Source organism: Streptomyces tyrfis, assembly GCF_037034285.1.
GTDB lineage: Bacteria > Actinomycetota > Actinomycetes > Streptomycetales > Streptomycetaceae > Streptomyces.
The window spans coordinates 1-22982 of the sequence record NZ_JBAGJZ010000049.1 but is presented as its reverse complement, the minus strand read 5'-3'; the positions used below and the strand labels follow the sequence as shown (position 1 = coordinate 22982).

General features: G+C 71.3%; 19 protein-coding genes and 1 pseudogene. 9 read left to right on the top strand and 11 right to left on the bottom strand.

What is annotated here, in order from left to right:
* Positions 1 to 40 precede the first annotated feature (40 nt).
* Positions 41 to 688: a class I SAM-dependent methyltransferase gene (locus WA762_RS29030; protein ID WP_335939515.1), complete on the top strand. Its 648-nt coding sequence runs from the start codon at positions 41 to 43 to the stop codon at positions 686 to 688.
* A 575-nt stretch (positions 689 to 1263) separates the two neighbouring features.
* Positions 1264 to 1794 (top strand): hypothetical protein, encoded by a 531-nt coding sequence (locus WA762_RS29025; RefSeq protein ID WP_335939513.1) that lies wholly within the window; start codon positions 1264 to 1266, stop codon positions 1792 to 1794.
* Between the two features lie 448 nt (positions 1795 to 2242).
* Here WA762_RS29025 and WA762_RS29020 read toward each other — a convergent pair whose 3' ends face one another.
* The gene (locus WA762_RS29020; protein WP_335939512.1) at positions 2243 to 2512 is read right to left on the bottom strand and encodes a DUF397 domain-containing protein; all 270 of its coding nucleotides are present in this window, start codon (positions 2510 to 2512) and stop codon (positions 2243 to 2245) included.
* Between the two features lie 197 nt (positions 2513 to 2709).
* Between WA762_RS29020 and WA762_RS29015 the strand changes: the two genes are divergently transcribed.
* Entirely contained in the window at positions 2710 to 3345 is a 636-nt protein-coding gene (locus WA762_RS29015) for a LysE family translocator (protein ID WP_335939511.1), read from the top strand.
* Between the two features lie 63 nt (positions 3346 to 3408).
* Here WA762_RS29015 and WA762_RS29010 read toward each other — a convergent pair whose 3' ends face one another.
* The gene (locus tag WA762_RS29010; RefSeq protein ID WP_335939509.1) at positions 3409 to 3678 is read right to left on the bottom strand and encodes a DUF397 domain-containing protein; all 270 of its coding nucleotides are present in this window, start codon (positions 3676 to 3678) and stop codon (positions 3409 to 3411) included.
* Positions 3675 to 4496: a helix-turn-helix domain-containing protein gene (locus tag WA762_RS29005; protein WP_335939507.1), complete on the bottom strand. Its 822-nt coding sequence runs from the start codon at positions 4494 to 4496 to the stop codon at positions 3675 to 3677. The genes WA762_RS29010 and WA762_RS29005 overlap by 4 nt, the downstream gene beginning before the upstream one ends.
* A 111-nt stretch (positions 4497 to 4607) precedes the next feature.
* Between WA762_RS29005 and WA762_RS29000 the strand changes: the two genes are divergently transcribed.
* The 6 genes from WA762_RS29000 to WA762_RS28975 all read left to right on the top strand — a co-directional run bounded on the left by WA762_RS29000 (position 4608) and on the right by WA762_RS28975 (position 15102).
* On the top strand, positions 4608 to 5132 hold the full coding sequence (locus tag WA762_RS29000) for an ATP-binding protein (RefSeq protein ID WP_335939505.1): 525 nt from the start codon (positions 4608 to 4610) through the stop codon (positions 5130 to 5132).
* A 147-nt stretch (positions 5133 to 5279) separates the two neighbouring features.
* Positions 5280 to 6149, top strand: a complete 870-nt coding sequence (locus WA762_RS28995; RefSeq protein ID WP_335939503.1) for an MBL fold metallo-hydrolase — start codon at positions 5280 to 5282, stop codon at positions 6147 to 6149.
* A 273-nt stretch (positions 6150 to 6422) separates the two neighbouring features.
* Positions 6423 to 10316 (top strand): endo-alpha-N-acetylgalactosaminidase family protein, encoded by a 3894-nt coding sequence (locus WA762_RS28990; RefSeq protein ID WP_335939502.1) that lies wholly within the window; start codon positions 6423 to 6425, stop codon positions 10314 to 10316.
* A gap of 99 nt (positions 10317 to 10415) precedes the next feature.
* Positions 10416 to 12803: a polysaccharide lyase 8 family protein gene (locus WA762_RS28985; RefSeq protein WP_335939501.1), complete on the top strand. Its 2388-nt coding sequence runs from the start codon at positions 10416 to 10418 to the stop codon at positions 12801 to 12803.
* 424 nt (positions 12804 to 13227) lie between these two features.
* On the top strand, positions 13228 to 14811 hold the full coding sequence (locus WA762_RS28980; protein ID WP_335939500.1) for an acyl-CoA carboxylase subunit beta: 1584 nt from the start codon (positions 13228 to 13230) through the stop codon (positions 14809 to 14811).
* An 87-nt stretch (positions 14812 to 14898) separates the two neighbouring features.
* Entirely contained in the window at positions 14899 to 15102 is a 204-nt protein-coding gene (locus WA762_RS28975) for an acyl-CoA carboxylase subunit epsilon (protein ID WP_335939498.1), read from the top strand.
* Positions 15103 to 15282: 180 nt separating this feature from the next.
* On the opposite strand, the gene WA762_RS28970 is transcribed toward WA762_RS28975, so the two are convergent.
* The 8 genes and pseudogenes from WA762_RS28970 to WA762_RS28935 all read right to left on the bottom strand — a co-directional run.
* Positions 15283 to 15864 carry a GTP-binding protein gene (locus WA762_RS28970; RefSeq protein ID WP_014048542.1) on the bottom strand — a complete coding sequence of 194 codons (582 nt, stop codon included), beginning with the start codon at positions 15862 to 15864 and terminating at the stop codon, positions 15283 to 15285.
* The gene (locus WA762_RS28965; protein ID WP_335939489.1) at positions 15845 to 16528 is read right to left on the bottom strand and encodes a DUF742 domain-containing protein; all 684 of its coding nucleotides are present in this window, start codon (positions 16526 to 16528) and stop codon (positions 15845 to 15847) included. The genes WA762_RS28970 and WA762_RS28965 overlap by 20 nt, the downstream gene beginning before the upstream one ends.
* Positions 16529 to 16616: 88 nt before the next feature.
* Positions 16617 to 17030, bottom strand: a complete 414-nt coding sequence (locus WA762_RS28960) for a roadblock/LC7 domain-containing protein (RefSeq protein ID WP_026057603.1) — start codon at positions 17028 to 17030, stop codon at positions 16617 to 16619.
* A gap of 10 nt (positions 17031 to 17040) precedes the next feature.
* The gene (locus WA762_RS28955; RefSeq protein WP_335939482.1) at positions 17041 to 20448 is read right to left on the bottom strand and encodes a sensor histidine kinase; all 3408 of its coding nucleotides are present in this window, start codon (positions 20446 to 20448) and stop codon (positions 17041 to 17043) included.
* A 350-nt stretch (positions 20449 to 20798) separates the two neighbouring features.
* Positions 20799 to 21380, bottom strand: coding sequence for a GTP-binding protein (locus tag WA762_RS28950; RefSeq protein WP_335939480.1), 582 nt, complete (start codon positions 21378 to 21380; stop codon positions 20799 to 20801).
* Entirely contained in the window at positions 21361 to 21768 is a 408-nt protein-coding gene (locus tag WA762_RS28945) for a DUF742 domain-containing protein (protein ID WP_073784783.1), read from the bottom strand. Before WA762_RS28945 ends, WA762_RS28950 begins: the two co-directional genes overlap by 20 nt.
* 130 nt (positions 21769 to 21898) lie before the next feature.
* Positions 21899 to 22312: a roadblock/LC7 domain-containing protein gene (locus WA762_RS28940; RefSeq protein WP_335939574.1), complete on the bottom strand. Its 414-nt coding sequence runs from the start codon at positions 22310 to 22312 to the stop codon at positions 21899 to 21901.
* 9 nt (positions 22313 to 22321) lie between these two features.
* Positions 22322 to 22982: pseudogene (locus tag WA762_RS28935) on the bottom strand (histidine kinase); the annotation flags it as partial.

The following is a 22982-nucleotide window of genomic DNA, read 5'->3' as shown; positions in this document are numbered from 1 at the left end:
GATCGACTGATCCAAACGAAACTGCCTAGTCTTCTCCCTCGTGACCGAGACTTCCACGCACCTTCTCAGGACGGCGGACGCCTACGGGGCCGTCGCCGACCTCTACAACGAACTCGCCCGCGACGCGCTCGACGCCTTTCCGCTGGACCGCGCCCTGCTCGCCGCGTTCGCCGAACTCGCGGGCTCCGCCGAGGGTTCCGGGCCCGTGGCCGAGCTGGGATGCGGACCGGGCCATGTGACCGCGCACCTGCGGGACCTCGGCCTGGACGTCTTCGGCGTCGACCTGTCGCCGGTGATGATCGGCCTGGCCCGCGAGGCCTACCCGGACCTGCGGTTCGAGGTCGGTTCCATGCACGCCCTGGACCTGCCCGACGGAGAACTGGGCGGCATTCTCTCCTGGTACTCGGTCATCCACACCCCGCCGCAGGAACTGCCCGCGTACTTCGACGAGTTCCGGCGGGTGCTCGCGCCCGGCGGACACCTGCTGCTCGCCTTCTTCGAGTCGGAGGACGAGCCGGCGGTCACGGCCTTCGACCACAAGGTGACGACGGCCTACCGGTGGCCGGTCGAGGCCCTCGCGGCGCTCGCGAGCCGGGCCGGGTTCGTCGAGACCGGCCGAATGCTGCGCGAGCCCGGCGAGGGGGAACGGTTCCGCCGGGGCCACCTGCTGATGCGCAAGGCCGACTGACGCACGGACGCGGGGCCGCGTTCCATGGACGTACGCGGCCCCGTGGACCCCCGCCGACTGAGTTTCTCTAATTTAGATGGGCGGGGTGGGCGGCATGGAGCGAAGCTGGACAGGGGATCGGTCTGGGAAAATTGTATTCATGATAGGGGGGTTAATTTTCACTCTCGCGTCCTGGGGGTCCTGGTGGTCCCTCCTCTCAGCGGCTTACGCCATCATTCTGGCTACCCTGATCATTGAGGATATTTGGACGACTTCCAAGGCGAAGAGATCCCATAAAAACGGGAATTGATAACTCTCTGGGCCGATGCGGAAGACACTCGCATCTCGAAAGAGATTTCACGGAAGAAACCGGGCGGCCCTTGGGCTTCTCCGCAGCCGCACCAACCGCGAGTCCCTCACCTCGACGGCGGCAGCCCCAGTCCTGGGCTGCACCGCCACCAGAGGCACCATCATCGGTGACTTGGTGATGTTCTCCGCGTGAGGCACGGAGACGCGAGGCGGGCGGCGGTACGCCTGGAGCGTGGGGCAGAACTTCGGTGGTGGGGGCCGCTACTCCTGACCCACGGCGGAGCGATATGTCTACAGAACCCATTTCGGCAGCGGACGACCCGGCGTTCCGGGCCTGGCTCCGTGTGCTCTCCGACGAGCTCGACACCGACCTCGCGGACTATCTCGACTCACCAGAGGTCCTTGGCTTCCTCTGGGCCACCTTCACGCGCAACGGCGCCACGCCGGCCGCCCGCTTCGCTCCTCTCCTGTGCACACACCGGCGCGTCCTCGCCGACCGAACGGTCGCCGCGCTGCTCGCGCAGGTGCGCCGGGATACGGGCCGCGCCCTCGACGTACCCGTGTTCTGCGAGCCGCCCAGCGGGCGGGAGCCGACCGGTCGGCTCGCCGTCGGCAACGAGAGAGTGCGGGGTGTCGACCCGGTCGACATCTCCGTCGAGACCGCGGAGGGTGTGCAGTGCTTCCTCGCTGATCGGGACCACCTCGTCTGGCCACTCTGCCCTGACCACGGCGTCGCCCCCCACGCGACCCGCACCCCCGCCGGAGCGGCCTGGTTCTGCTCCGTCACATCCCATGTCGTGGGGTTGCTCCCGAGCTGACCGATGCCTGGCCAGCCTCGAAGACGCGGCCGGCGGAGGCGTGGACCGGCGATGAAGTACGCGATGGTGGAAGCGCGTGCGACCTGGGAGTACTCATCGCCCCGACCCCCGTCGGCCGGGGGGATCCTCGACTTCCTCGGCCAGCTCGCGAGCAGCGTCTCATTGCTTGGGCGATTCTTTGATGCGTAGTTGGCATCGCGGAGTCGAAGGCGGCGAGCGCGCTTGGCCTGGCGGGTACCTCGACCGTAAAGGCGGCGATTGTCGCGTGGGTGATCTTCATAGGTACCGGCGTGAGCGGCAGCAGGGCGTATCGGAGGGAGAGGGAATCGAGTACGTCAGGTTCGCGGACGCGTCTGCGTCGAAAGGGGAGACGCCGTGGCCAGGGGTCGGAGTCAGGGTGAGCGGGATGAGGCGGACGGTGGCGGTGCCGTTGCGCGGGGGAGCGTGGTCAGAGCCTGGCTGCGGTGATGATGAAGGTGGTCCAGGTGGTGGGCCGGACGGTGAGGACGGGGCCGTCGGTGACCTTGGAGTCGCGGATGTGGACGGCGGCGGGGTGGGCCGCCACCTCGACGCAGTTGCCGCCCTGGTCGGTGCTGTGGCTCGACTTGTGCCAGTCGTAGGCGACTTCGATGCAGTCGCCGCCCTGGGGGCCGCTGTAGCTGGACTTGAACCAGGCCAGGGCGGTGGTGCGGGGAGCCAGGTGTGCTGCGCGGATCATGTGAACCCTCCAAGGGGCTGTCCGGAGCTCTGGGCGGAGGGCGGAGGAGAATGCGGGTCCTGCGCTCCCGTCCGCCGTGATGATGCCGATGGTAATCGTCCGCACTCCGGGTGTGTTCAGTGCGCGGACTCCGGTGACGTATCGCACGGTCGGCTCGGAGCCGTTGGAGTGCGCGTTCCGGGATAGGCTGGCATTCCATGGCAATAAGCACCGCGCTGTGGTCCTTCGCCCTCGTCGTAGGGCTCCTCACCCTCACTCCCGGCCTCGACACGGCCCTCATCCTGCGTACCGCCGGCCTGGGCCGCAGGACCCGGGCTTGGGGGGTCGTCCTCGGGATTCAGACCGGAACCCTCATCTGGGGCGCTCTCACCTCCCTCGGGGTGACCGCACTGCTCACCGCTTCGCACGTCGCCTACGAGATCCTGCGCTGGGCCGGTGTAGCGTACCTGCTCTGGATGGCCGTCCGCATGATCCGCGACACCTTCCGCCAGGAGCGGCCCACCATCGATCCGGCCGAGGCCCGTGCCGGAGCCGACACGTTGGTCGGAGGATGGCGGCAAGGCACGGTGACCAACTTGCTCAACCCGAAGATGGGCGTCTTCTACGTCGCGGTCCTGCCCCAGTTCATTCCGGCGGGTGCGCCGCATTTCTCGATGGGGCTGCTGCTGACCGTCGTCCACATCGTGCTGGGGCTGATCTGGTCGGGTGTCCTGATCGCCTCCGCGACCGCACTGAGCGCGTGGCTGCGCAAACCCGGTGCGCGCAAGATCCTCGATCGTGTCACCGGCACCGTCATCGGGGTCTTCGCGCTGCGGCTGGGACTCAGCGACTGACCGGATGTTGCTGCCCGCACACCGGTGCATCGGCCCGAACAGCGGGCCGAGGGCGGAGAGTTGTCAGACGGTGGTGGCGGCGGTGATGAAGGTGGTCCAGGTGGCGGGCTGGACGGTGAGGACGGGGCCGTCGGTGACCTTGGAGTCGCGGATGTGGACGGCGGCGGGGTGGGCGGCCACCTCGACGCAGTTGCCCCCCTGGGGGCCGCTGTAGCTGGACTTGTGCCAGTCATAGGCGACTTCGACGCAGTTGCCGCCCTGGTCGGTGCTGTAGCTGGACTTGAACCAGGCCAGAGCGGTGGAGTGGGGAGCCGGGGATGCTGCGCGGGTCATTTCTCTCCAAGCAGTTCGTCCAGTAGGCGTGCGCTTTCCTCGACAGAGAGCGCCTGCGAACGAAGCATCCCATATTTCTGCTGGAGCGCACTGACGTCGTCCGGGTCCTCGTGCAGGTAGCTGGTCAGCTGCCCCTCGACGTAGGCGAGGTGGTCGTGGTCGGGGGTCTCCAGCAGCACCATGGGGCCCGAGAGCCCGGCGTGCTTCGGCAGCTTCATCGGCATGATCTGGAGCCCCAGGAAGGGGAGTTGCATGCAGCGGCGCAGGTGTGCGATCTGCCGTCGCATTATGGCCTGGTCTCCGAGCTCAGTACGGAGGACGCTCTCCTCCAGGATGAAGTGCAGCATGGGCCGCGGCTTGCGTTCGAGGAGCCTCTGTCGGTCGAGTCGGCCGGTCACCCATTCTTCCTGCTCATCCCCTTCGAGGGGCGGGAAGAGGCAGGAGAAGAGGAACCGGATGTACTCCTCGGTCTGAAGGAGCCCCGGTACTACTTGGCTTTCATACCCGAGCAGCGTCAGCGCGTCCTGCTCGTAGTCGATGAAGTCCTGGACGAACGCGGGGAACCGCTCCTTCTTCGGCACCTTCGCCACCGCGACCTGCAACACCCCCTTGGTCTGCAGCAGTTCGTCGAGCTGGACCGCGAAGTCGGCCTGGAGCGGCCTGCGTCCCTGTTCGATCGACGCGATGGTGTCCTCGCCCACGCAGCACCGGTCGGCCAGCGCCGACTGCGTCATGCGTGCCGCCTTGCGGAACGTCGCCAGTTGGGCGCCGATCAGGTGCCAGGACGTGATCCGCTTGCTCTTCTTCGCCGATTGCATGGACTGCCTCTCCCCGTTGTGAAACCTGACTGACCCGGTGCGTGCCGTACGTGTGCGATGTCCGGCCTCACACGCTGATCAACGTTAGTGACCTTGTGTGACCTTGATGGTGTGAATGAAGCAACTCAACTCTCCCGATTCCGCGAGTCCTTCCACCGCCGTGAACGGCGATCCGTGCCGCTCGTACGACAGTTCGTGCTCCGGGCGCTCACCGACTGGATGTGCGAGTCACGTATCGACGACGTGTTGCTCTGCGTGAGCGAACTCGCCACCAACGCGCTGCTGCACGGAGTTCCGCCCGGCCGTGGGTTTCTCGTCCGCCTGCGGCTGGATCCGGCCGCAGGCGTGCTGCGCGTCGAGGTGCATGACAGCGGCCACGGAGAGGTGTGCCCGGCCGACCCCGAGGCCCTGGGCGTGGCCGAGAGCGGGCGGGGGCTGCTGCTGGTGACGGCGCTGGCGGACGAGTGGGGGGTGGGGGAGCGGAACCCCGGCAAGGTGGTCTGGTGCGAGTTCGCGGTACGCGGTTCCGGCCCGGCTCGCGGGCCGGGGGTCTCCTCCGTCGTCGAGCGCACCGCCCCGTTCCATGGGCCGCCGGTCCGGCGGCCGGTGGCGACGGGCGTGAGCCGTAGGCCATGAGTCCGTAGGCCATGAGCGCGGCCGGCCCGGGCGTGGCGGGCTCGCGGTCTACCGGTTCGGGCCGGGCGTCGGATATCCCTGGAGGGGCGGCCCCTCGGCGGGGTCGCCTCCCGTGGCAGCGGATGTGGAAGTGGAAGGAGCCCGGCCGTGGACGACTGGTACGTGGACGATCGCTGCACCAACTGCGACGTCGCCCGGCAGTTCGCACCCGATCTGATCAGTGAGGAGGGCGGGGCGTCGCGGATTCTGCGGCAACCGGGCGACGAGGCGGAGGCGCGGCGCTTACACGCCGCCGTCTTCGCCTGTCACACCCGCTCGATCCGTCCCGCGTCGGGGCGGATCGACCCGGCGCTGGACCCGTTCCCGATGGCCCTGGACGACGGCGTCCTGGTGTGTGGGCACAACTCCCGGCGCACCGCAGGGGCCAACTCGTATCTCCTCCTGCGGCCCTCCGGCACGGTCATGATGATCGACACCCCGCGCTGGAGTCCCCGACTCGCCGAGCGGTACGAGGAGTCGGGGCCCGTCACCGATGTGCTGCTCACCCACCGCGACCATGTCGCGCATGGGCGTCAGTACGCGGACCACTTCGGGGCCCGGCTGTGGATCCACGAGGGCGACCTCGAATTCGCGCCGGACGCGGACCAGGTCATCCGGGGGCTGGACCCCGTCGAGATCGGCGAGGGCGTCACCGCCCATCCGCTCCCCGGCCACACCCCGGGCAGTGTGCTCTACCTCGCGGACGACCGGTACTGCTTCAGCGGCGACAGCTTCTACTGGTCGCGGACGACCGGGGACCTGGAGGTCGCGGAGAGCGTGACCTGGTACTCCATCGAGGAGCTGGCCGCCTCCCTGGTGCGGACGGCCGGGCGTCTGCGGTTCGAATGGGTGCTGCCCGGGCACGGCGACCGGCACCGCCTGGAAGCCGACGAGATGTCACGGCGGCTGTGCGCGCTGGCGGAACGCACGGGGCTGCTGCGGCCCCGGCCGATCGACTTCACGGCCGTCCGCTGGTAGGGGGAGGAGCCCGCCGTCCCCCGCCGTCCCTCGCCGTCCGCCCGCCGTCCCCTGGCCCCCCGCCGTCCGCCCGTTGCCGTTCCCGCCCGCCGCCCCCTGGCCCCCGTCGTCCCCTGCCCCCGCCGTCCGCCAACCCGCCCCCCGCCGTCGGGGGCGCCGCGGCGTGGGACACGCAGCGTCACTTGGACTTACGTGACGTGGTTGTTGGACTGGAGCGCACGGAGTCGTCGCAGGTCATTGACGGTGTCCGGGGGCGGGGACTACGCAGTGCACATGTCGCGAAGATTCACTTCGGCGGGCGCCACAGCCGCCGCCTCAGCCGCAGTACTGGCGTTGATGGGGGCCGCTCTCCCCGCCTCGGCCGTCGCCGCGCCCCCGGCCGTCGCGGCCGGGGCGGCGGGTGTGCCGGCGGACGCCGCCGTCATCGCATCCGCGCAACTCGCCGTCGCCGTCGCCGACGACTTCCCGCGCGTCCTGGCGTACACCGACAAGGCCGGCGGGGCCCGGCTGCTGGGCAGCACCCGGCCGGTCACCTCCGTCACCCTCGACGGCACCCCGTATCCCGTACGGCTCAAGGGCGCGCCCCGCGTCGGCGGCGCCACCGCCCGCTACACGCTCGTCTTCCCCGACCTGCCCGGCGTCGAGATCGACGCCTCGCTCTCCGTCGCCGGACGCGCCACCACCTTCAGGATCACGGCCGTCCGCGACACCGCCGCCCACCGCGTCGGCACCATCGACATACCCGGCCACGACCTGGTCTCCGTCGGCTCCGCCGACACCGGGGCGGCCACCGCCTTCACCCGGCTGGACACCGACTCCACCCGGACCGCCGACGTCTTCGCTCCGGTCACCGCGGGCACCGCCCCGGACGCGGCGCCCGTCGGCGCCTCGTACGCCCTCGTCAACACCGGCTCGCTCGCCGCGGCCGTCGAGTCCAACTCCTCGTACGACAAGCCCTCCGGGGCCGCCGCGGGCGACAAGGCCCGGTTCTGGCACCAGGCCCGCAGGGACGGGAACGGCGGCGGGGTGCGGGTCGGCGTCTGGTCCGGGCAGTGGACCTACCGGGGCGAGGGCGCGCCGAGACCGGAGAGCGGCGACGACCTGCCCTGGGCGAAGGTCGTCGTCACCCCCGACGCCAACGGCGACCACCGGGTCGACTGGCAGGACGGCGCCATCGCGTTCCGCACCATCGGCATCACCGCGCCCGGCAGCGAGGACACCCCGGACCGGGTCATCACCCACATCCCGTTCAACTTCGCCAGCCAGGCCACCCACCCCTTCCTGCGCACCCTCGACGACGTCAAGCGGATCTCCCTCGCGACGGACGGGCTGGGGCAGTTGGCGCTGCTCAAGGGGTACGCCTCCGAGGGGCACGACTCCGCCCACCCCGACTACGGCGGCGACTACAACGAGCGCGCCGGCGGGCTGAAGGATCTCAACTCCCTGCTGAAGAAGGGCAAGAAGTGGGGCGCCGCCTTTGGCGTCCACGTCAATGCCACCGAGGCGTACCCGGAGGCCAGGGAGTTCGACGAGCAGCTCGTCGACAAGACCAGGCCCGGCTGGAACTGGCTCGGCCAGAGCTACTACATCGACCAGCGCCGCGACCTCAACAGCGGTGATCTGGCCCGGCGTCTGCAGCAGCTGCGCGACGAGACCGACCGCAATCTGAGCTTCCTCTACATCGACGTCTACTACACGCACGGCTGGATCGCGGACAAGACCCTCCAGACCCTGCGGAAGCAGGGCTGGCGCGTCGGCAGCGAGTGGTCCGACAAGTTCGAGCGCGGCACCCTCTGGTCGCACTGGGCCAACGACCTCGACTACGGCGGCGCCACCAACAAGGGGCTCAACTCGAAGATCATCCGCTTCATCCGCAACGGCGAGCGGGACACCTGGAACGACGACCCGGTCCTCGGCCAGACCGCCATCGCCGAGTTCGAGGGCTGGACCGGCGAGACCGACTGGAACGCCTTCTACGACAACGTCTGGCAGCGCGACCTGCCCGCCAAGTTCCTCCAGCAGCAGAAGATCACCCGCTGGGACGGGGACGACATCACCTTCACCGGCGGCCTGCGGGGCGCCGTCGAGGACGGCAGGCGCACCTTCTACGACCACGGCCGCAAGGTCCTCAGCGGCGCCGACTACCTGCTGCCCTGGGACGGCGGGAAAAAGCTCTACCACTACAACAAGAGCGGCGGCAGCACCAGTTGGGCCGTGCCGTCCACGGGCGCGTACACCGTCTACAAGCTCACCGACAACGGGCGCGTGAAGACCGGCGAGGTCAGGCCCGTCGGCGGGCGGATCACGCTGACCGCGGAGGCCGGACAGCCCTACGTCCTCTATCCGGACCGGGCGCCGAAGGCCGCCGACCCGCGCTGGGGCGAGGGCACCCCGGTCGACGACCCCGGCTTCAACGACGCCCGGCTCGGCTCCTGGTCGAAGACCGGGAACGTCACCCGCGACACCGACGGGCAGGGCCGCAACAGCGCCCTGCTCGGCGGGAGTTCCGCGGCGGCGGTCGAACAGCGCGTCGACGGTCTCACCCCCGGCAAGCGCTACACCGCCTCCGCGCTCATCGAGGTCGAGCCAGGGAAGACCCGCCGCACCACCCTCTCGGTGGACGGCAGGGCGGGCCGGACGTCCGTCTCCGTCGACCGCTCCACCGTCAAGGACCAGGTCGCCGCGTCCGACTGGCACGGCACCTACTTCCAGCGCGCCAAGGTGAACTTCACCGCCCCCGCGAACGGCCGCGCCACCCTGCGCGTCGAGGCGGCCGGGGGCAGCGCCGCGAGCGTCCGCGCCGACGACGTGCGCGTCGTCGCCAACGCCCCGGCGACCAGGAAGAACACCGTCGTGCACGAGGACTTCGAGGACGTCGACCAGGGCTGGGGCCCGTTCCTCAAGGGCGACGCGGGCGGCTCCACCGACCCCCGCACCGTCGTCTCCCGGCTGCACGCCCCGTACACCCAGGCCGGCTGGAACGGGAAGCTCGTCGACGACGTGATCGGCGGCCGCGAATCCCTCAAGTCCCATGAGGAGAATGCCGGGCTGGTCTACCGCACCGCGCCCTGGACCGTGCCCATGACCGACGGCCACCGCTACCGCGTGGAGTACGACTACCAGTCCAGCCACGCCGGGGCCTACCAGTGGGTCGACGGCTACGACCGGATCGCCGCCGGCGGCACGCCCCGCTCGGTCGAGACCCGGTCCACCCCGATCGGGCAGCAGCGCACCACCGGGCATTTCGCCGAGACCGTCACAGCGGGCTGCGGCGACGCCTGGACCGGGCTGCGCAAGCGCGCCGACGCCCCCGACGGCGCCGACTTCGTGCTCGACGCGTTCACCGTGACCGACCTCGGCCCGGCCCCGGCCGACGAGCGCGCCGCCTGCGGCACGCTCGCCCTCGCCCCGGCCGCAGGGGCCCTGGAACCGGGCGCCCCCACCACCGTCCGGGCGAGCTTCGCCAACCACGAGGCGACGGCGGCGACCGGAGTCGCGCTCGGCCTGACCGTCCCCGAGGGCTGGCGGGCCGAGCCCGCCGGGGCCGTGGCCTTCGACTCGGTCGCGCCGGGCGCCGAGGTCACCGGAAGCTGGCGGGTCACCCCGCCCGCGGACGCCGAGTACCGGACGTACCAGCTGGGTTCACAGGCGTCCTACGCGGTCGGCGGCGCCCGGCGCACGCTCGGCGCGCAGACCTCCGTACGGACCCTGCCGCCCCCGCCCACCACCGACAGCTGGGCGAGCGACCTGGACTGGGTGTCCGCCGAGAACGGCTGGGGGCCTGTCGAACGCGACCTCTCCAACGGCGAACAGGGCAGCGGCGACGGCACCCCGCTCACCCTCGGCGGCACCGTCTACGCCAAGGGCCTCGGCAGCCACGCCCCGGCCCGGATCCGCTACTACCTGGGCGGGAACTGCACGTCCTTCACCGCCGAGGTCGGCGTCGACGACATCCAGACCACGCGCGGCAGCGTGCGGTTCGCCGTCGCCGCCGACGGCGCCGAGAAGGTCAAGTCGCCGGTGCTGAAGGCCGCCGACGGCCCGTGGCGGCTCACCGCGGACCTCACCGGCGCCCGGTACGTCGACCTGATCGTCGACGACGGCGGCGACGGCAACGGCAACGACCACGCGGACTGGGGCGACGCCCGCTTCCACTGCGGAGGCTGAGCCGCCCCCGGAACCCGGGGCGGGCGCGCCGCCCGGCGGCCGTCCGCCCCGCCCTCCCCACCCCCACACCCCCACGACCCCCGAAGAACGGAGCCGCACATGCCCACCCCGCCCGAATGGTCCCGCCGCACCCTGCTCGGCCTCTCGGCGGGCGCCGCCCTGGCCGTCGCCGTCCCCGGCACGGCCGCCGCGGCGTCCGCGTCCACCACGGCCGTGCCCGCGCCGACCGCGACCGGCGCCGCCGGCGCCGACGAGTTCGACGACCTGCGCGCACGATGGAACGTCATCACGCTCGGCACCGGCTTCGAGGCGACCGCCGAGCCCTACGCCGCCCGCCTCGCCGACCTCGGCACCCGGGCCCGCGCGTTCCGGGCGTCGATGGACCTGCGGCCCGGCTCGCTGTGGCCGGACGCCCCGTACGACCCGCCCGCCGGCATCACCCAGGCGTACAGCAGGCTGTGGACGATGACCCAGGCGTACGCCCAGCCCGGAACCGGCTCCACCGGCGACGCCGCGCTGCTCGCCGACATCGTGCGCGGCTACGACCACCTCGCCGCGACCGCCTACCACGCCTCCGCCACCCCGTCCGGCAACTGGTGGGAATGGCAGATCGGCAGCCCGCGCATCCTCATGGACATCACCGCCGTCCTGTACGAACGACTGGGCGCGGACCGCGTCGAGGCCGCCTGCGCCGCCGTCGACCACTTCATCCCCGACTCCGTGCTCCGCGACTACAGCGGCACCTCCACCGGGGCCAACCGCGTCGACCTGTGCCGCTCCGTCGTCATGCGCGGCGTCCTCGGCCGGGTCCCCGCCAAGATCGAGCTGGCCCGGGACGCCCTGTCGCCCGTCTTCCCGTACGTCACCTCGGGGGACGGGCTGTACGCCGACGGATCGTTCATCCAGCACACCACCATCGCCTACTCCGGCACCTACGGCCAGGTCATGCTGGACGGCCTCGGCCGCCTCTTCGCGCTGCTCGCCGGATCGACCTGGGCGGTCACCGACCCGAACCGGCAGATCATCCTGGACAGCGTCGAGAAGGCCTACGCGCCGCTGATCTACAACGGCCTCGTCATGGACAGCGTCAACGGCCGGGCCATCAGCCGGGGGCTGCTCAAGAGCGACGACCTCCAGGTGCTGCGCGGCGACCACTTCCACGGGCAGGGGATCATCGCGGGCATCGCGCTCCTCGCCCAGGGGGCCACGGCGGCGGAGCGCGACCGCTGGCACGGCATGATCAAAGGCTGGATCGCCCGGGACCGGACCAGCCCCGTCCTCGGCGCCCGCCAGTACGGCATCGCGGACCTCTCCCGGCTGCACGCCGTCCAGGCCGATGCCGTGCGCGCCGCGCCCGAGCGGGTCGGCCACCACCTCTTCGCGGGCATGGACCGCGCCGTGCACCGCCGCCGGGACTGGGCCGCGGGCATCTCCATGGCGTCCAGGCGGATCTCGTACTACGAGTGCGGCAACGGCGAGAACCCGCGCGGGTGGCACACCGGCGCCGGGATGCTCTACTGGTGGCCCGGCGAACGGCAGGGCGACCAGTACACCGACTGGTTCTGGCCCACCGTCGACCCCTACCGCCTGCCCGGCACCACCGTCTCCACCAAGCGGCTCGCCGACCGGGCGGGCGGCGAATGGGGCGCGGCCAAGCCCGCGGTGAGCTGGGTCGGCGGGGCCACCGACGGCGAGTTCGCGGCGGTCGGCCAGCACCTCAAGGGCCTCGGCTCGACCCTGGAGGCCCGCAAGTCGTGGTTCTGCCTCGACGACGCCGTCGTCTGCCTCGGCGCCGGCATCACCAGCACCGACGCCGCGCCCGTCGAGACGATCGTCGACAACCGCATGATCGGCGAGAACGGCGCCGCGGCGTTCACCACGGAGGCGGGCCGCGCACCCCGCTGGGCCCACCTGGACGGCCACGGCGGCTGGGTGTTCCCCGGCGGCGCCGCCGCACTGCGCACCCTGCGCGAGGACCGCACCGGCGCCTGGTACGACATCAACACCACCAGCTCCACCGAGCGCCGCACCCGCCGCTACCAGACCCTCTGGCTCGACCACGGCACCGACCCGGTCGACGCCGACTACGCCTACCTGCTGATGCCCGGCGCGACCCGCCGTGCCGTCACCGTCCGGGCGGCCGAACGGAAGTGGCTGACCGTGCTCGCCAACACCGCCGCCGTCCAGGCCGTCGCCGTCCGTTCGCTGGGCGTCACCGCCGCCAACTTCTGGCAGCCGGGCGCGGCCGGCCCGCTCGCCGCCACCGCCCCGGCGAGCGTGCTCGTACGGGAGCGGGGACGCACCACGACGCTGTGCGTCAGCGGACCCGACCGGACCGGCGCCCCGGTGGACCTCACCTGGGAGCGGCCGGTGCGCGAGGTCGTCTCCGCCGGCCCCGGCGTCGAGGTGCTCGCCACCGGCAGGCGACTGGTGCTGAGGGTCCGGCCCGGCACGGCCGGCGGCACCCTGCGCTGCGAGGTCCGCTAGGGGGTGTCTGATAAATGAGTGCGGGAGAAGGACCCCGCGACGCCGCAGGTATGTGTCAGACACCCCCCTAGCCTCCGCCCACGCCCGGGACGCCCGGCGCCCCGGGCGTGGGCGGAGGCGGTGCGGCGCGTACGCTCGTACGCGCCGCACCGCCTCCGGCGTGCGGAGCACGGCTCGCGCACCGGCCGCCGCCGCGGACGCCCCGGAGGGGCGGGACGCCCGACCGGACCACACCGCGAGGCTGACAGCGGTGTGGGGCAGACCACTCCGGGCTTTTGTAGGGTTCCCATAACGCGAGCCGGGTGGAAGCTGGTACTTCGCCTGCATGCCGTCCGCGCACTGTCAGGCTTCGCCAGGAATCGGGTCGGGAGACTGTACGGAGTCGACGGCGGGATTTGCTTGCCCGGGTTCGTAGTGTCGGTACATGACCGTTGTGGACGAAACCCCGGGCGAGCCGAGTGACACCCGTGGCCGTGTGGCCGAGCTGCTGGCGCTGCGCGAGCAGGCCCGTCGCGGACCGAGTGAGCGGGCGACCGAGGCGCAGCACGCCAAGGGCAAGCTGACGGCGCGTGAGCGCATCGAGCTGCTGGTCGACCCGGGATCGTTCCGGGAGGTCGAACAGCTGCGCCGGCACCGCGCGACCGGGTTCGGCCTGGAGCAGAAGAAGCCCCACACGGACGGTGTGATCACCGGATGGGGCACGGTCGACGGCCGCACGGTCTTCGTCTACGCGCACGACTTCCGGATCTTCGGCGGCGCCCTGGGCGAGGCCCACGCCACCAAGATCCACAAGATCATGGACATGGCGATCGCGGCGGGCGCCCCGCTGGTGTCGCTGAACGACGGCGCGGGCGCGCGCATCCAGGAGGGCGTCAGCGCGCTCGCCGGGTACGGCGGGATCTTCCAGCGCAACACCAAGGCCTCGGGCGTCATCCCGCAGATCAGCGTGATGCTCGGCCCGTGCGCCGGCGGCGCCGCCTACTCCCCGGCGCTCACCGACTTCGTGTTCATGGTCCGCGACACCTCGCAGATGTTCATCACGGGCCCGGACGTGGTCAAGGCGGTCACGGGCGAGGAGATCACCCAGAACGGCCTCGGCGGCGCGGACGTGCACGCCGAGACCTCGGGCGTGTGCCACTTCGCGTACGACGACGAGGAGACCTGCATCGCCGAGGTCCGGTACCTGCTCGGCCTGCTGCCCTCCAACAACCGCGAGAACCCGCCCGTCGTGGCCGCCGACGACCCGGCCGACCGGCGCGGCGACGTGCTGCTGGACCTGGTCCCGGCCGACGGCAACCGCCCGTACGACATGCACAAGGTGATCGAGGAGCTCGTCGACGACGGCGACTACCTGGAGATCCACGAGCGCTGGGCCCGCAACATCGTGTGCGCCCTGGCCCGGATGGACGGCCAGGTCGTCGGCATCGTGGCGAACCAGCCGCAGGTCCTCGCCGGCGTGCTGGACATCGAGGCGTCCGAGAAGGCGGCCCGTTTCGTCCAGATGTGTGACGCCTTCAACATCCCGATCATCACTCTTTTGGACGTACCCGGCTTCCTGCCCGGGGTCGACCAGGAGCACGGTGGAATCATCCGGCACGGGGCGAAGCTGCTCTACGCGTACTGCAACGCCACGGTGCCGAGGATCTCGCTGATCCTGCGCAAGGCCTACGGCGGCGCGTACATCGTGATGGACAGCCAGTCCATCGGTGCGGACCTGACGTACGCCTGGCCGACCAACGAGATCGCCGTGATGGGTGCGGAGGGCGCCGCGAACGTCATCTTCCGTCGGCAGATCGCCGACGCCGAGGACCCCGACGCCATGCGGACCCGCATGGTCAAGGAGTACAAGGCCGAACTGATGCACCCGTACTACGCGGCGGAGCGCGGCCTGGTCGACGACGTCATCGACCCCGCCGAGACCCGCGAGGTGTTGATCGCCTCGCTCGCCATGCTCCGCACCAAGCACGCCGACCTGCCGTCCCGCAAGCACGGCAACCCCCCGCAGTAACCCCGCGGGCGCCGCCCCGGCGCCGCCGGGCCCGCCACGGGACCGCCGAGCACGCGAAGACCTGCCGAGAAGACGGAGAAACCACCCATGAGCACTGCCGCCGATTCCGTGCTGCGCGTCGAGAAGGGTCTCGCCGACCCCGAGGAGCTGGCCGCGATAACCGCGGTCCTGCTGGCCCGCGCCGCCGCCCAGCCCGCCGCCGCCCCCGCCCACCGGGGCCGCAGCACCGCCGGCTGGCGCCGGCTGGAACGCAGCCCGGGTTTCCGCGCCCCGCACTCCTGGCAGTGCTGACGGACACCACGACGCGCCGATGCCCCGTACTCCCGGAGGAGTGCGGGGCATCGGCGCGTCAGGGGCGGCGCGTCGCCGCGCCGTACGGACCCGGCCCGGGGGAGGCCCGGGACGGGACCGGGCCGCGGCCGGAGGGGGCGGCCGGCTCGGCGCGCTCCCCTTCCGGCCACGGCCGCGGCATCAGCGCAGTCGTGCCATGAGGGCGTGTTCGACGAGGGTGATCAGGGCGCTCTTGGCGTCCGCGCGGTGGCGGGCGTCCGTGGTGAGAATCGGGGTGTCGGGGCCGATCTGGAGTGCTTCGCGGACTTCGTCGGGGGTGTAGGGCTGGTGTCCGTCGAAGCCGTTGAGGGCGATGACGAAGGGGAGGCCGCTGTTCTCGAAGTAGTCGACGGCGGGGAAGCAGTCGGCGAGGCGGCGGGTGTCGACGAGGACGACGGCGCCGATGGCGCCGCGGACGAGGTCGTCCCACATGAACCAGAAGCGGTCCTGGCCGGGGGTGCCGAACAGGTACAGGATCAGGTCCTGGTCCAGCGTGATCCGGCCGAAGTCCATCGCCACCGTCGTGGTGGTCTTGTCCCCGGTGTGCGTCAGATCGTCGATGCCCGCGGAGGCGGACGTCATCACGGCTTCGGTGCGCAGCGGGTTGATCTCCGAGACGGCACCGACGAACGTGGTCTTACCCACGCCGAAGCCCCCTGCCACCACGATCTTCGCCGAGGTAGTGGAGCGGGCTGCTCCGCCGCTAGAGCTTGCGAAGTCCACTGAGCACCCTTTCGAGCAGTGTCACATCTGGCTGGCCGCCGGCGGACTCGTCGCCGCCGGGCTGATGGATGGCGACGAGTCCGGCCTCTGCCAGGTCGGCTACGAGGATCCGGACGACGCCGAGCGGTATCGAGAGCAGTGCCGAAATCTCGGCCACCGACTTGATCTCGAAGCACAACCGGCAGATCCGCTGATGCTCGGGCAACTGCCCTTGCAGCCGCGACGGATCGGCCGTGGTACTGACCAACGCCTCAATCGCGAGTTGGTAGCGCGGTCGGGTCCGGCCGCCGGTCATGGCGTACGGACGGACGAGCGGATTGTGCGCGGCGGGGGCTGCCGGCTCGGGAGCCTGCCGCGGCGGGACGGGCTGGACGCGGGGCGCGCGGGGCGGCTCCTGGCGGTGCGGCCGCCGCGGAGGCCACTCGGGCCCCTGCGGAGACCACGCCGGGTCCTGCGGGACGCCCTGCGGTCGCCGGTGCTGTTGTGGACGCGGCTGCTGCGGGTGGTGGGGCTGCTGCGGCGGCTGCGGCCACTGATAGGGCTGATACGGCTGTCGTGCGCCCTGTCCGCTGGGTGCGGAGGGGAAGTTGAAGGGGTTGTGCCCGTGCTCACCCGGCACGTCCTGGCCACCGTCGTACCGGTGCCCGTCTGGGGGTGTTGTCACGATTCCTCCTTCTCCTGCCGGTCCCGACCCAGTGGGGCCGCGCCACCGCACCTTATGGCGCGGTGGCGCGAAACGCACTGTCCGTTTACTAGTTAAGAAGACTTCCTTGCAGTTCGGCTCGGAGATCCGGGGTGAGGACGGTGCCCGCGCGGTCGACGAGAAGGGCCATCTCGTAGCCCACCAGGCCGATGTCGGCCTCGGGGTGGGCGAGCACGGCCAGCGAGGAGCCGTCCGAGATCGACATGATGAAGAGGAACCCGCGTTCCATCTCCACCACCGTCTGGTTCACGGCGCCGCCCTCGAAGATCCGGGAGGCGCCCGCGGTCAGCGAGGTCAGGCCGGAGGCGACGGCCGCGAGCTGGTCGGCGCGGTCGCGCGGAAATCCCTCGGACATGGCCAGCAGGAGTCCGTCGGCGGAGACCACCACCGTGTGGGACACCCCGGGGGTGTTGTCCACGAAGTTGGTGATCAACCAGTTCAGATTCTGCGCCGCCTGGCTCATCGGGCTCACACTAACGCTCCTGGTTGTAGGTGTTACTTGCGTCCGAACCCGCGTTACGTCCCCGCAGCACGCCCCGCCGCAGGTTGCTCAACCTGCCGCGGACGTCCTCGGGGGCGCGGGAGACCTGGGGGCCGCCCTGCGGTGTCTGCTCCGCCGTGCCCTCGACCAGATTGGCCTTGGGCACCCGCCGGGGGAGACCGGACGGGGTGACCCCGCCCGCCTTCGGCTCGCGGAGCTTCTCGGCCCGCTCCCGGCGCTCGTCGTTCGTCGAACGCCAGTCGTCGGAACCGCTGCCGTCCTGCCGCGCGGGCGACTGACGCGACGGCAGTTCCTCCTGCCGCAGCGGCTGTTGCGAGGCGGTCGGCCGGTCGTCGCCGAGGCCGGTGGACCGCCGGCCGGTGGGCTGCCAGTGCTGCTGACCGCCCCGGCGCGGCAGACCGGCATCGGTGAGCTCGTGGCCGGAGTTCGGGGTGGGGCCCGGACGGTTGAAGCCTACGCGTTCCCGCGGCTCGGCGGGGGTGCTCGGAGCAGATTCCGCTTCGGTCCCGGGGGACGGCTCGCCGGACTCCCGCGGTACGTCCCCTTCCGTCCACTCGTCCTGCTGGGGCCGGGCGGCGAAGCCCTCGTCGGGGGACGGCTGGGCGGCGGCGCCGGACGCATATGCCGCTTCCGGATAGGCGGCTTCCGGGTAGCCGTCGGGGGCGGTGCGAACGGGCTGGGACGCGTAGTCGGGGTGGGAGGCGTAGCCGGGCTGGGAGGCGTGGTCGGGGTGGGAGGCGTAGCCGCCCTCGTACGCGGGCTGCCCGTACTGCTCCTGCCCCTGGGGGTACCCGTCCCCGGCGTATCCGCCCTCGGGGTGACCGACCGGGACGTGGCCGGTCCCGGAGTGGTCGGCCCCGGCGTACCCGTTTCCGGCGTATCCGGCGCCGGGGTGGCCGTTCGCCTGGTGGCCGCCCCCGGCGTACCCGTTTCCGGCGTACCCGCCCTCGGCGTACCCGTTCCCGGGGTGGCCGCTCTCCGGGAGACCGCCGCCGAAGGGCGCGGCGCCCGGGTACGGCTCCTGCGGGGACCGCGGGTGGTCACCGGCCGCCTGCGCCTCCAGCGCCGCCCGGCGCTCCTCGCGCATCAGCGAGCGGCCCACCGGGTCCAGCGACGGGGTCCCGGCCGGCTGCTGCTCGTAGCGGGAGTCGTCGAAGCCGAGCTCCGCCGCCGTGCGCACCGGCGGCCGGGACGCGCCCTGCTCGGCCGGCTGCTGCTCGGGAATGATCGAGGAGACGGTGAAGTCGCCCTGCGCCTCGGCCGGTTCGCCACCGCCGCCGTGGGTGATCGCCTCCGGCAGGGTGACCAGCGAGGTGGTGCCCGCCTGCTCGCCCGAGGGACGCAGCTGGACCCGGATGCCGTGGCGGTCGGAGAGCCGGCCGACCACGAACAGGCCCATCCGCTGCGACACCGCGGCGTCCACCGTCGGCGGGTTGGCCAGCCGGTGGTTGATCTCCGCGAAGTCCTCGGGGGTGAGGCCGATGCCCTTGTCGTGGATCTCGATCACCACGCGGCTGTCGGGCAGCCGTGTCGCCGTGATCCGCACCTTGGTCTGCGGGGAGGAGAACGTGGTGGCGTTCTCCAGCAGCTCGGCCAGCAGATGCACCAGGTCGGTGACGGCCCGGCCATGGATCTCGGTCTCCGGGACGCCGGACACCTCGATGCGCTCGTACGACTCCACCTCGGAGCAGGCGGCCCGGAGCACGTCCACCAGCGGCACCGGCTGGTTCCAGCGGCGGCCGGGCTCCTCGCCGGCCAGGACGAGGAGGTTCTCGCCGTTGCGGCGCATCCGGGTGGCCAGATGGTCCAGCCGGAACAGGTTCTCCAGCTGGTCCGGATCGGCCTCGTTGTTCTCCAGATCCGTGATCAGGGTCAGCTGGCCCTCGATCAGCGACTGGTTGCGGCGCGAGAGGTTGGTGAAGATCGCGTTGACGTTGCCCCGCAGCATGGCCTGCTCGGCCGCCAGCCGGACCGCCTCGCGGTGCACCTGGTCGAAGGCGCGGGCCACCTCGCCGATCTCGTCCCGGCTGTCGATCGGGATCGGCCGGACCCGGGTGTCGACCACGCCCGGGTCGTTGCGGGACAGCTGGTCGACCAGCGACGGCAGCCGCTGCTCCGCGATCTGGAAGGCCGCCGCGCGCAACTCCCGCATGGAGCGGCTCATCTGGCGAGCCATCAGCCCGGCCAGCACGAAGGCGGCCAGCAGCGCGACGAGGACCACGGCGGCGTTCACGACCGCGTCGTTCCGGGCGCCGGACGAGATGTCCGCCGCCTCGGTCACGGCCTTGTCGACGAGCTCGTCCTCGACCGTGGTGTAGGCGTCGAACTTGGCGGTGGCGGCGGCCATCCAGGTCTCGGGCGTGATGCCCTTGGCGGCCAGTTTCTCGGGGGACCTGCCCTGCGCGATCTGCTGGGCCATGCCGTCGAAGACCGAGCCGTCGACGCTGGGCGGGGTCACGAAGGGCGTGCCCGCCGCGTCCGCCCGCTCCTTCGCCTGCTTCAGCTTCTTCGCCCCGGCGGCCGACTGGGCGGACATCACCTGTTTCAGCCGGGCCGCGTCGGCGTCCGTGCCGCCGGAAGCGAACTCGCCGACCGCGATCTGCTCCAGATAGCTGTACGAGCCGAACGCCTTCACCTGGGCGTCGAACGTGGCGTTCTCCTGGCTCGGCCGCACCAGCAGATGCATGCCGATGGAGCGCTGAAGCGATTCTGCGGCCTTGGCCAGTTCGAGCGCGTAGACCGTACGGCCGTAGCTGGTGATGTTGCCGGTGCCCAGGCCCAGTTCGTTGCAGAACTCCATCAGGGAGTGCTGCACCTGGACGTAGCCCTCCTCCGTCCTCACCGGGTCCATGCCCTCGGCGTAGGCGGACTTACGCAGATCCGGAAGCTTCGGCTCCTCCAGGCGGAACAGCCTCAGGCGGCGTTCCAGGCCCTGGGTGCGCGGCATGTCCTTGACGGCCTCGTCGAACGCGACCGCCGCGGCGTCGGTGGCGGCCCGGACCCGGTCCACCTCGGGGTCGTCGCGGCGGTTCGACAGCAGGGGCCGGGCCGAGAGGTCGCGCTCGTCGAGCAGCGCCTGGCCGTACTGGGAGGCGGCGCGGACGACCAGCGCGGTCCGCTCGGCGTTCTGGGCCTCCCGCCAGGTGTCGATCGACCCCTTCACCTGGAAGCCGCCCATGACCAGACCGACCGCCACGGGGATGAGGAGGATGGCGTTCAGCCGGGTGGGCACCCGCCAGTTGCGCGGGGCCAGCCGGCCGGTGACGCGGACGGCCGGCGTCGTCGCGGACGCGTCGGCGGGCGATGCCGCGGCGCGCGACGGCGGGGTGAAGTTGCCCCGCTCAGGCTGCGCCGCGGAGCCATCCTTGCTTCGCCTCACTCGACCAACAACCTCTCGGCGTCGGCACCTACGGTGTGCCGTGTTTCGTTCAGGGCCGTACTAATCAGAAGTTCGTCGAATTCCAGCACGTGGACCGGTCGCGTTCCAAACAGTCGGAATCAGCCATTCCGAGTAGTCCAAGCCTTGAATAAAACGGGCATAAAGAACGAGCCCCGCCAAAAGGCGAGGCTCATGTGAGCGCAGCGGCACCGATTGACCGCATCGGGTGCCGAACGTGGGGCAATTCTCTGTCGAAACGTTATGAACACGGGGGCGGATCGTGTCAAAGGACACAGTCCGCCCCCGTGGACGGCTTCCGGTAACTACCGTATGGCACTACCGACTTGTAGCTACTTGAGTCGTGCCATGAGGGCGTGTTCGACGAGGGTGATCAGGGCGCTCTTGGCGTCCGCGCGGTGGCGGGCGTCCGTCGTGATGATCGGGGTGTCGGGGCCGATCTGGAGTGCTTCGCGGACTTCGTCGGGGGTGTAGGGCTGGTGTCCGTCGAAGCCGTTGAGGGCGATGACGAAGGGGAGGCCGCTGTTCTCGAAGTAGTCGACGGCGGGGAAGCAGTCGGCGAGGCGGCGGGTGTCGACGAGGACGACGGCGCCGATGGCGCCGCGGACGAGGTCGTCCCACATGAACCAGAAGCGGTCCTGGCCGGGGGTGCCGAACAGGTACAGGATCAGGTCCTGGTCCAGCGTGATCCGGCCGAAGTCCATCGCGACGGTGGTCGTCGTCTTGCCGCCGGTGTGCGTCAGGTCGTCGATGCCCGCGGACGCCGCGGTCATCACGGCCTCCGTACGCAGCGGGTTGATCTCCGAGACGGCGCCGACGAACGTGGTCTTGCCCACGCCGAAGCCGCCCGCCACCACGATCTTCGCCGACGTGGTGGAGCGGGCCGCACCGCCGCTAGAGCTTGCGAAGTCCACTGAGCACCCTTTCGAGCAGTGTCACATCCGGCGCGCCGCCGGCCTCTCCGTTGCCCGGCTGGTGGATCGCCACCATGCCGGCTTCCGCCAGGTCCGCGACCAGGATCCGGGCCACGCCCAGCGGCATCGACAGCAGCGCCGAGACCTCGGCGACCGACTTGACCTCGCGGCAGAGGTGGCAGATCCGCTGGTGCTCGGGGAGCAGCGTCGCCATGTGCGCGGGGTCGGCCGTGGTGGAGACCAGCGCCTCTATGGCGAGCTGATAGCGGGGCCGGGTCCGGCCGCCGGTCATGGCGTACGGACGCACCAGCGGCTGGTCGCCCTCACCGTCGTACGACGCGTGGTGCAGTGCGCCGTACGGATCGGATGAGGCGGGTGGCGGGGTCATGAATCCTCCGGGCGTGACAGCAGAGTGTCGGCTTGCCGTCTGAAGAGGCCGGTGGGGGGCTCTAGGCGGCCGGACGGTTGAGGGTTGAGGGTTACCTGGGTCGGTCGAGTCTGCCTCGGTCCGCGGTCGCCTACAGCAGCAGGCTGCCTTGGAGCTCGGCTCGGAGGTCCGGGGTGAGGACGGTGCCGGCACGGTCCACCAGCAGGGCCATCTCGTAGCCCACCAGGCCGATGTCGGCCTCGGGGTGGGCGAGCACGGCCAGCGAGGAGCCGTCCGAGATGGACATCAGGAAGAGGAACCCGCGTTCCATCTCCACCACGGTCTGGCTGACGGCGCCGCCCTCGAAGATCCGGGAGGCGCCCGCGGTCAGCGAGGTCAGACCGGAGGCGACGGCCGCGAGCTGGTCGGCGCGGTCGCGCGGGAAACCTTCGGACATGGCCAGCAGGAGTCCGTCGGCGGAGACCACCACCGTGTGGGACACCCCCGGGGTGTTGTCCACGAAGTTGGTGATCAACCAGTTCAGATTCTGCGCGGCCTGACTCATCGGGCTCAACTAACGCTCCTGCTGGTGAGTGGGGCCGAGTGGAAAACTGCCGGTCGACTGGCCGTTCGCCTGCCGACCCTGCTGGATGCCCCGGCGGAGATTGGTCAACCGCCCGCGCACATCGTCGGGCGCACGCGACACCTGAGGACCGGACTGGTGGTTCTGCTGCTGGGCGGTGCCCGGCACCAGGTTCGCGCGAGGTACCCGGCGAGGCAGACCGGAAGTGGTGACTCCGCCTGCTGCGGGCTTCTTGGCCCGCTCCGCCTGCCGCACGAGTTCGTCGTTCGGCGAGGGGCGCCAGGTGCTTGTGGGGGTACCCGAGTCGTCTCCGGCCTGCTGCGGCGCGCCGGGAGCGGAGGGCTCCTCCGGGGCCGGCTGCCCGGGAACGGCCGGAGCCTGCGGCTCGGCGGACGGCTGCCTGCCGCCCTGCTGCGGGCCGCGGAACCAGTCCGTCTCCAGGGTGTCGTACAGCGGCGTGCCGCCGACCCCGGGAGCGGCCGCCGCGGGCGGCAGCGCGTCGGACTGCGGCTGCGGGGGCAGCGCCGCGTGATACGAGCCGTCGTCCGCGGCCGGACGCGGGGACCCGAAGTCCTCGTCGTCCCGGCCGCGCTGACGCGGCGCCGACAGACCCGGGTCCTGCGCCTGCAGAGACTGCTGACCGAAGTCGGGG

What these genes read in the sequence shown, in the direction of transcription:
- WA762_RS29025 (WP_335939513.1), top strand. Translation starts at nt 1,264, where the DNA reads ATGTCTACAGAACCCATTTCGGCAGCGGACGACCCGGCGTTCCGGGCC.
- WA762_RS29020 (WP_335939512.1), bottom strand. Translation starts at nt 2,512, where the DNA reads ATGATCCGCGCAGCACACCTGGCTCCCCGCACCACCGCCCTGGCCTGG.
- WA762_RS29015 (WP_335939511.1), top strand. Translation starts at nt 2,710, where the DNA reads ATGGCAATAAGCACCGCGCTGTGGTCCTTCGCCCTCGTCGTAGGGCTC.
- WA762_RS29010 (WP_335939509.1), bottom strand. Translation starts at nt 3,678, where the DNA reads ATGACCCGCGCAGCATCCCCGGCTCCCCACTCCACCGCTCTGGCCTGG.
- WA762_RS29005 (WP_335939507.1), bottom strand. Translation starts at nt 4,496, where the DNA reads ATGCAATCGGCGAAGAAGAGCAAGCGGATCACGTCCTGGCACCTGATC.
- WA762_RS28990 (WP_335939502.1), top strand. Translation starts at nt 6,423, where the DNA reads ATGTCGCGAAGATTCACTTCGGCGGGCGCCACAGCCGCCGCCTCAGCC.
- WA762_RS28985 (WP_335939501.1), top strand. Translation starts at nt 10,416, where the DNA reads ATGCCCACCCCGCCCGAATGGTCCCGCCGCACCCTGCTCGGCCTCTCG.
- WA762_RS28980 (WP_335939500.1), top strand. Translation starts at nt 13,228, where the DNA reads ATGACCGTTGTGGACGAAACCCCGGGCGAGCCGAGTGACACCCGTGGC.
- WA762_RS28975 (WP_335939498.1), top strand. Translation starts at nt 14,899, where the DNA reads ATGAGCACTGCCGCCGATTCCGTGCTGCGCGTCGAGAAGGGTCTCGCC.
- WA762_RS28960 (WP_026057603.1), bottom strand. Translation starts at nt 17,030, where the DNA reads ATGAGCCAGGCGGCGCAGAATCTGAACTGGTTGATCACCAACTTCGTG.
- WA762_RS28945 (WP_073784783.1), bottom strand. Translation starts at nt 21,768, where the DNA reads ATGACCCCGCCACCCGCCTCATCCGATCCGTACGGCGCACTGCACCAC.
- WA762_RS28940 (WP_335939574.1), bottom strand. Translation starts at nt 22,312, where the DNA reads ATGAGTCAGGCCGCGCAGAATCTGAACTGGTTGATCACCAACTTCGTG.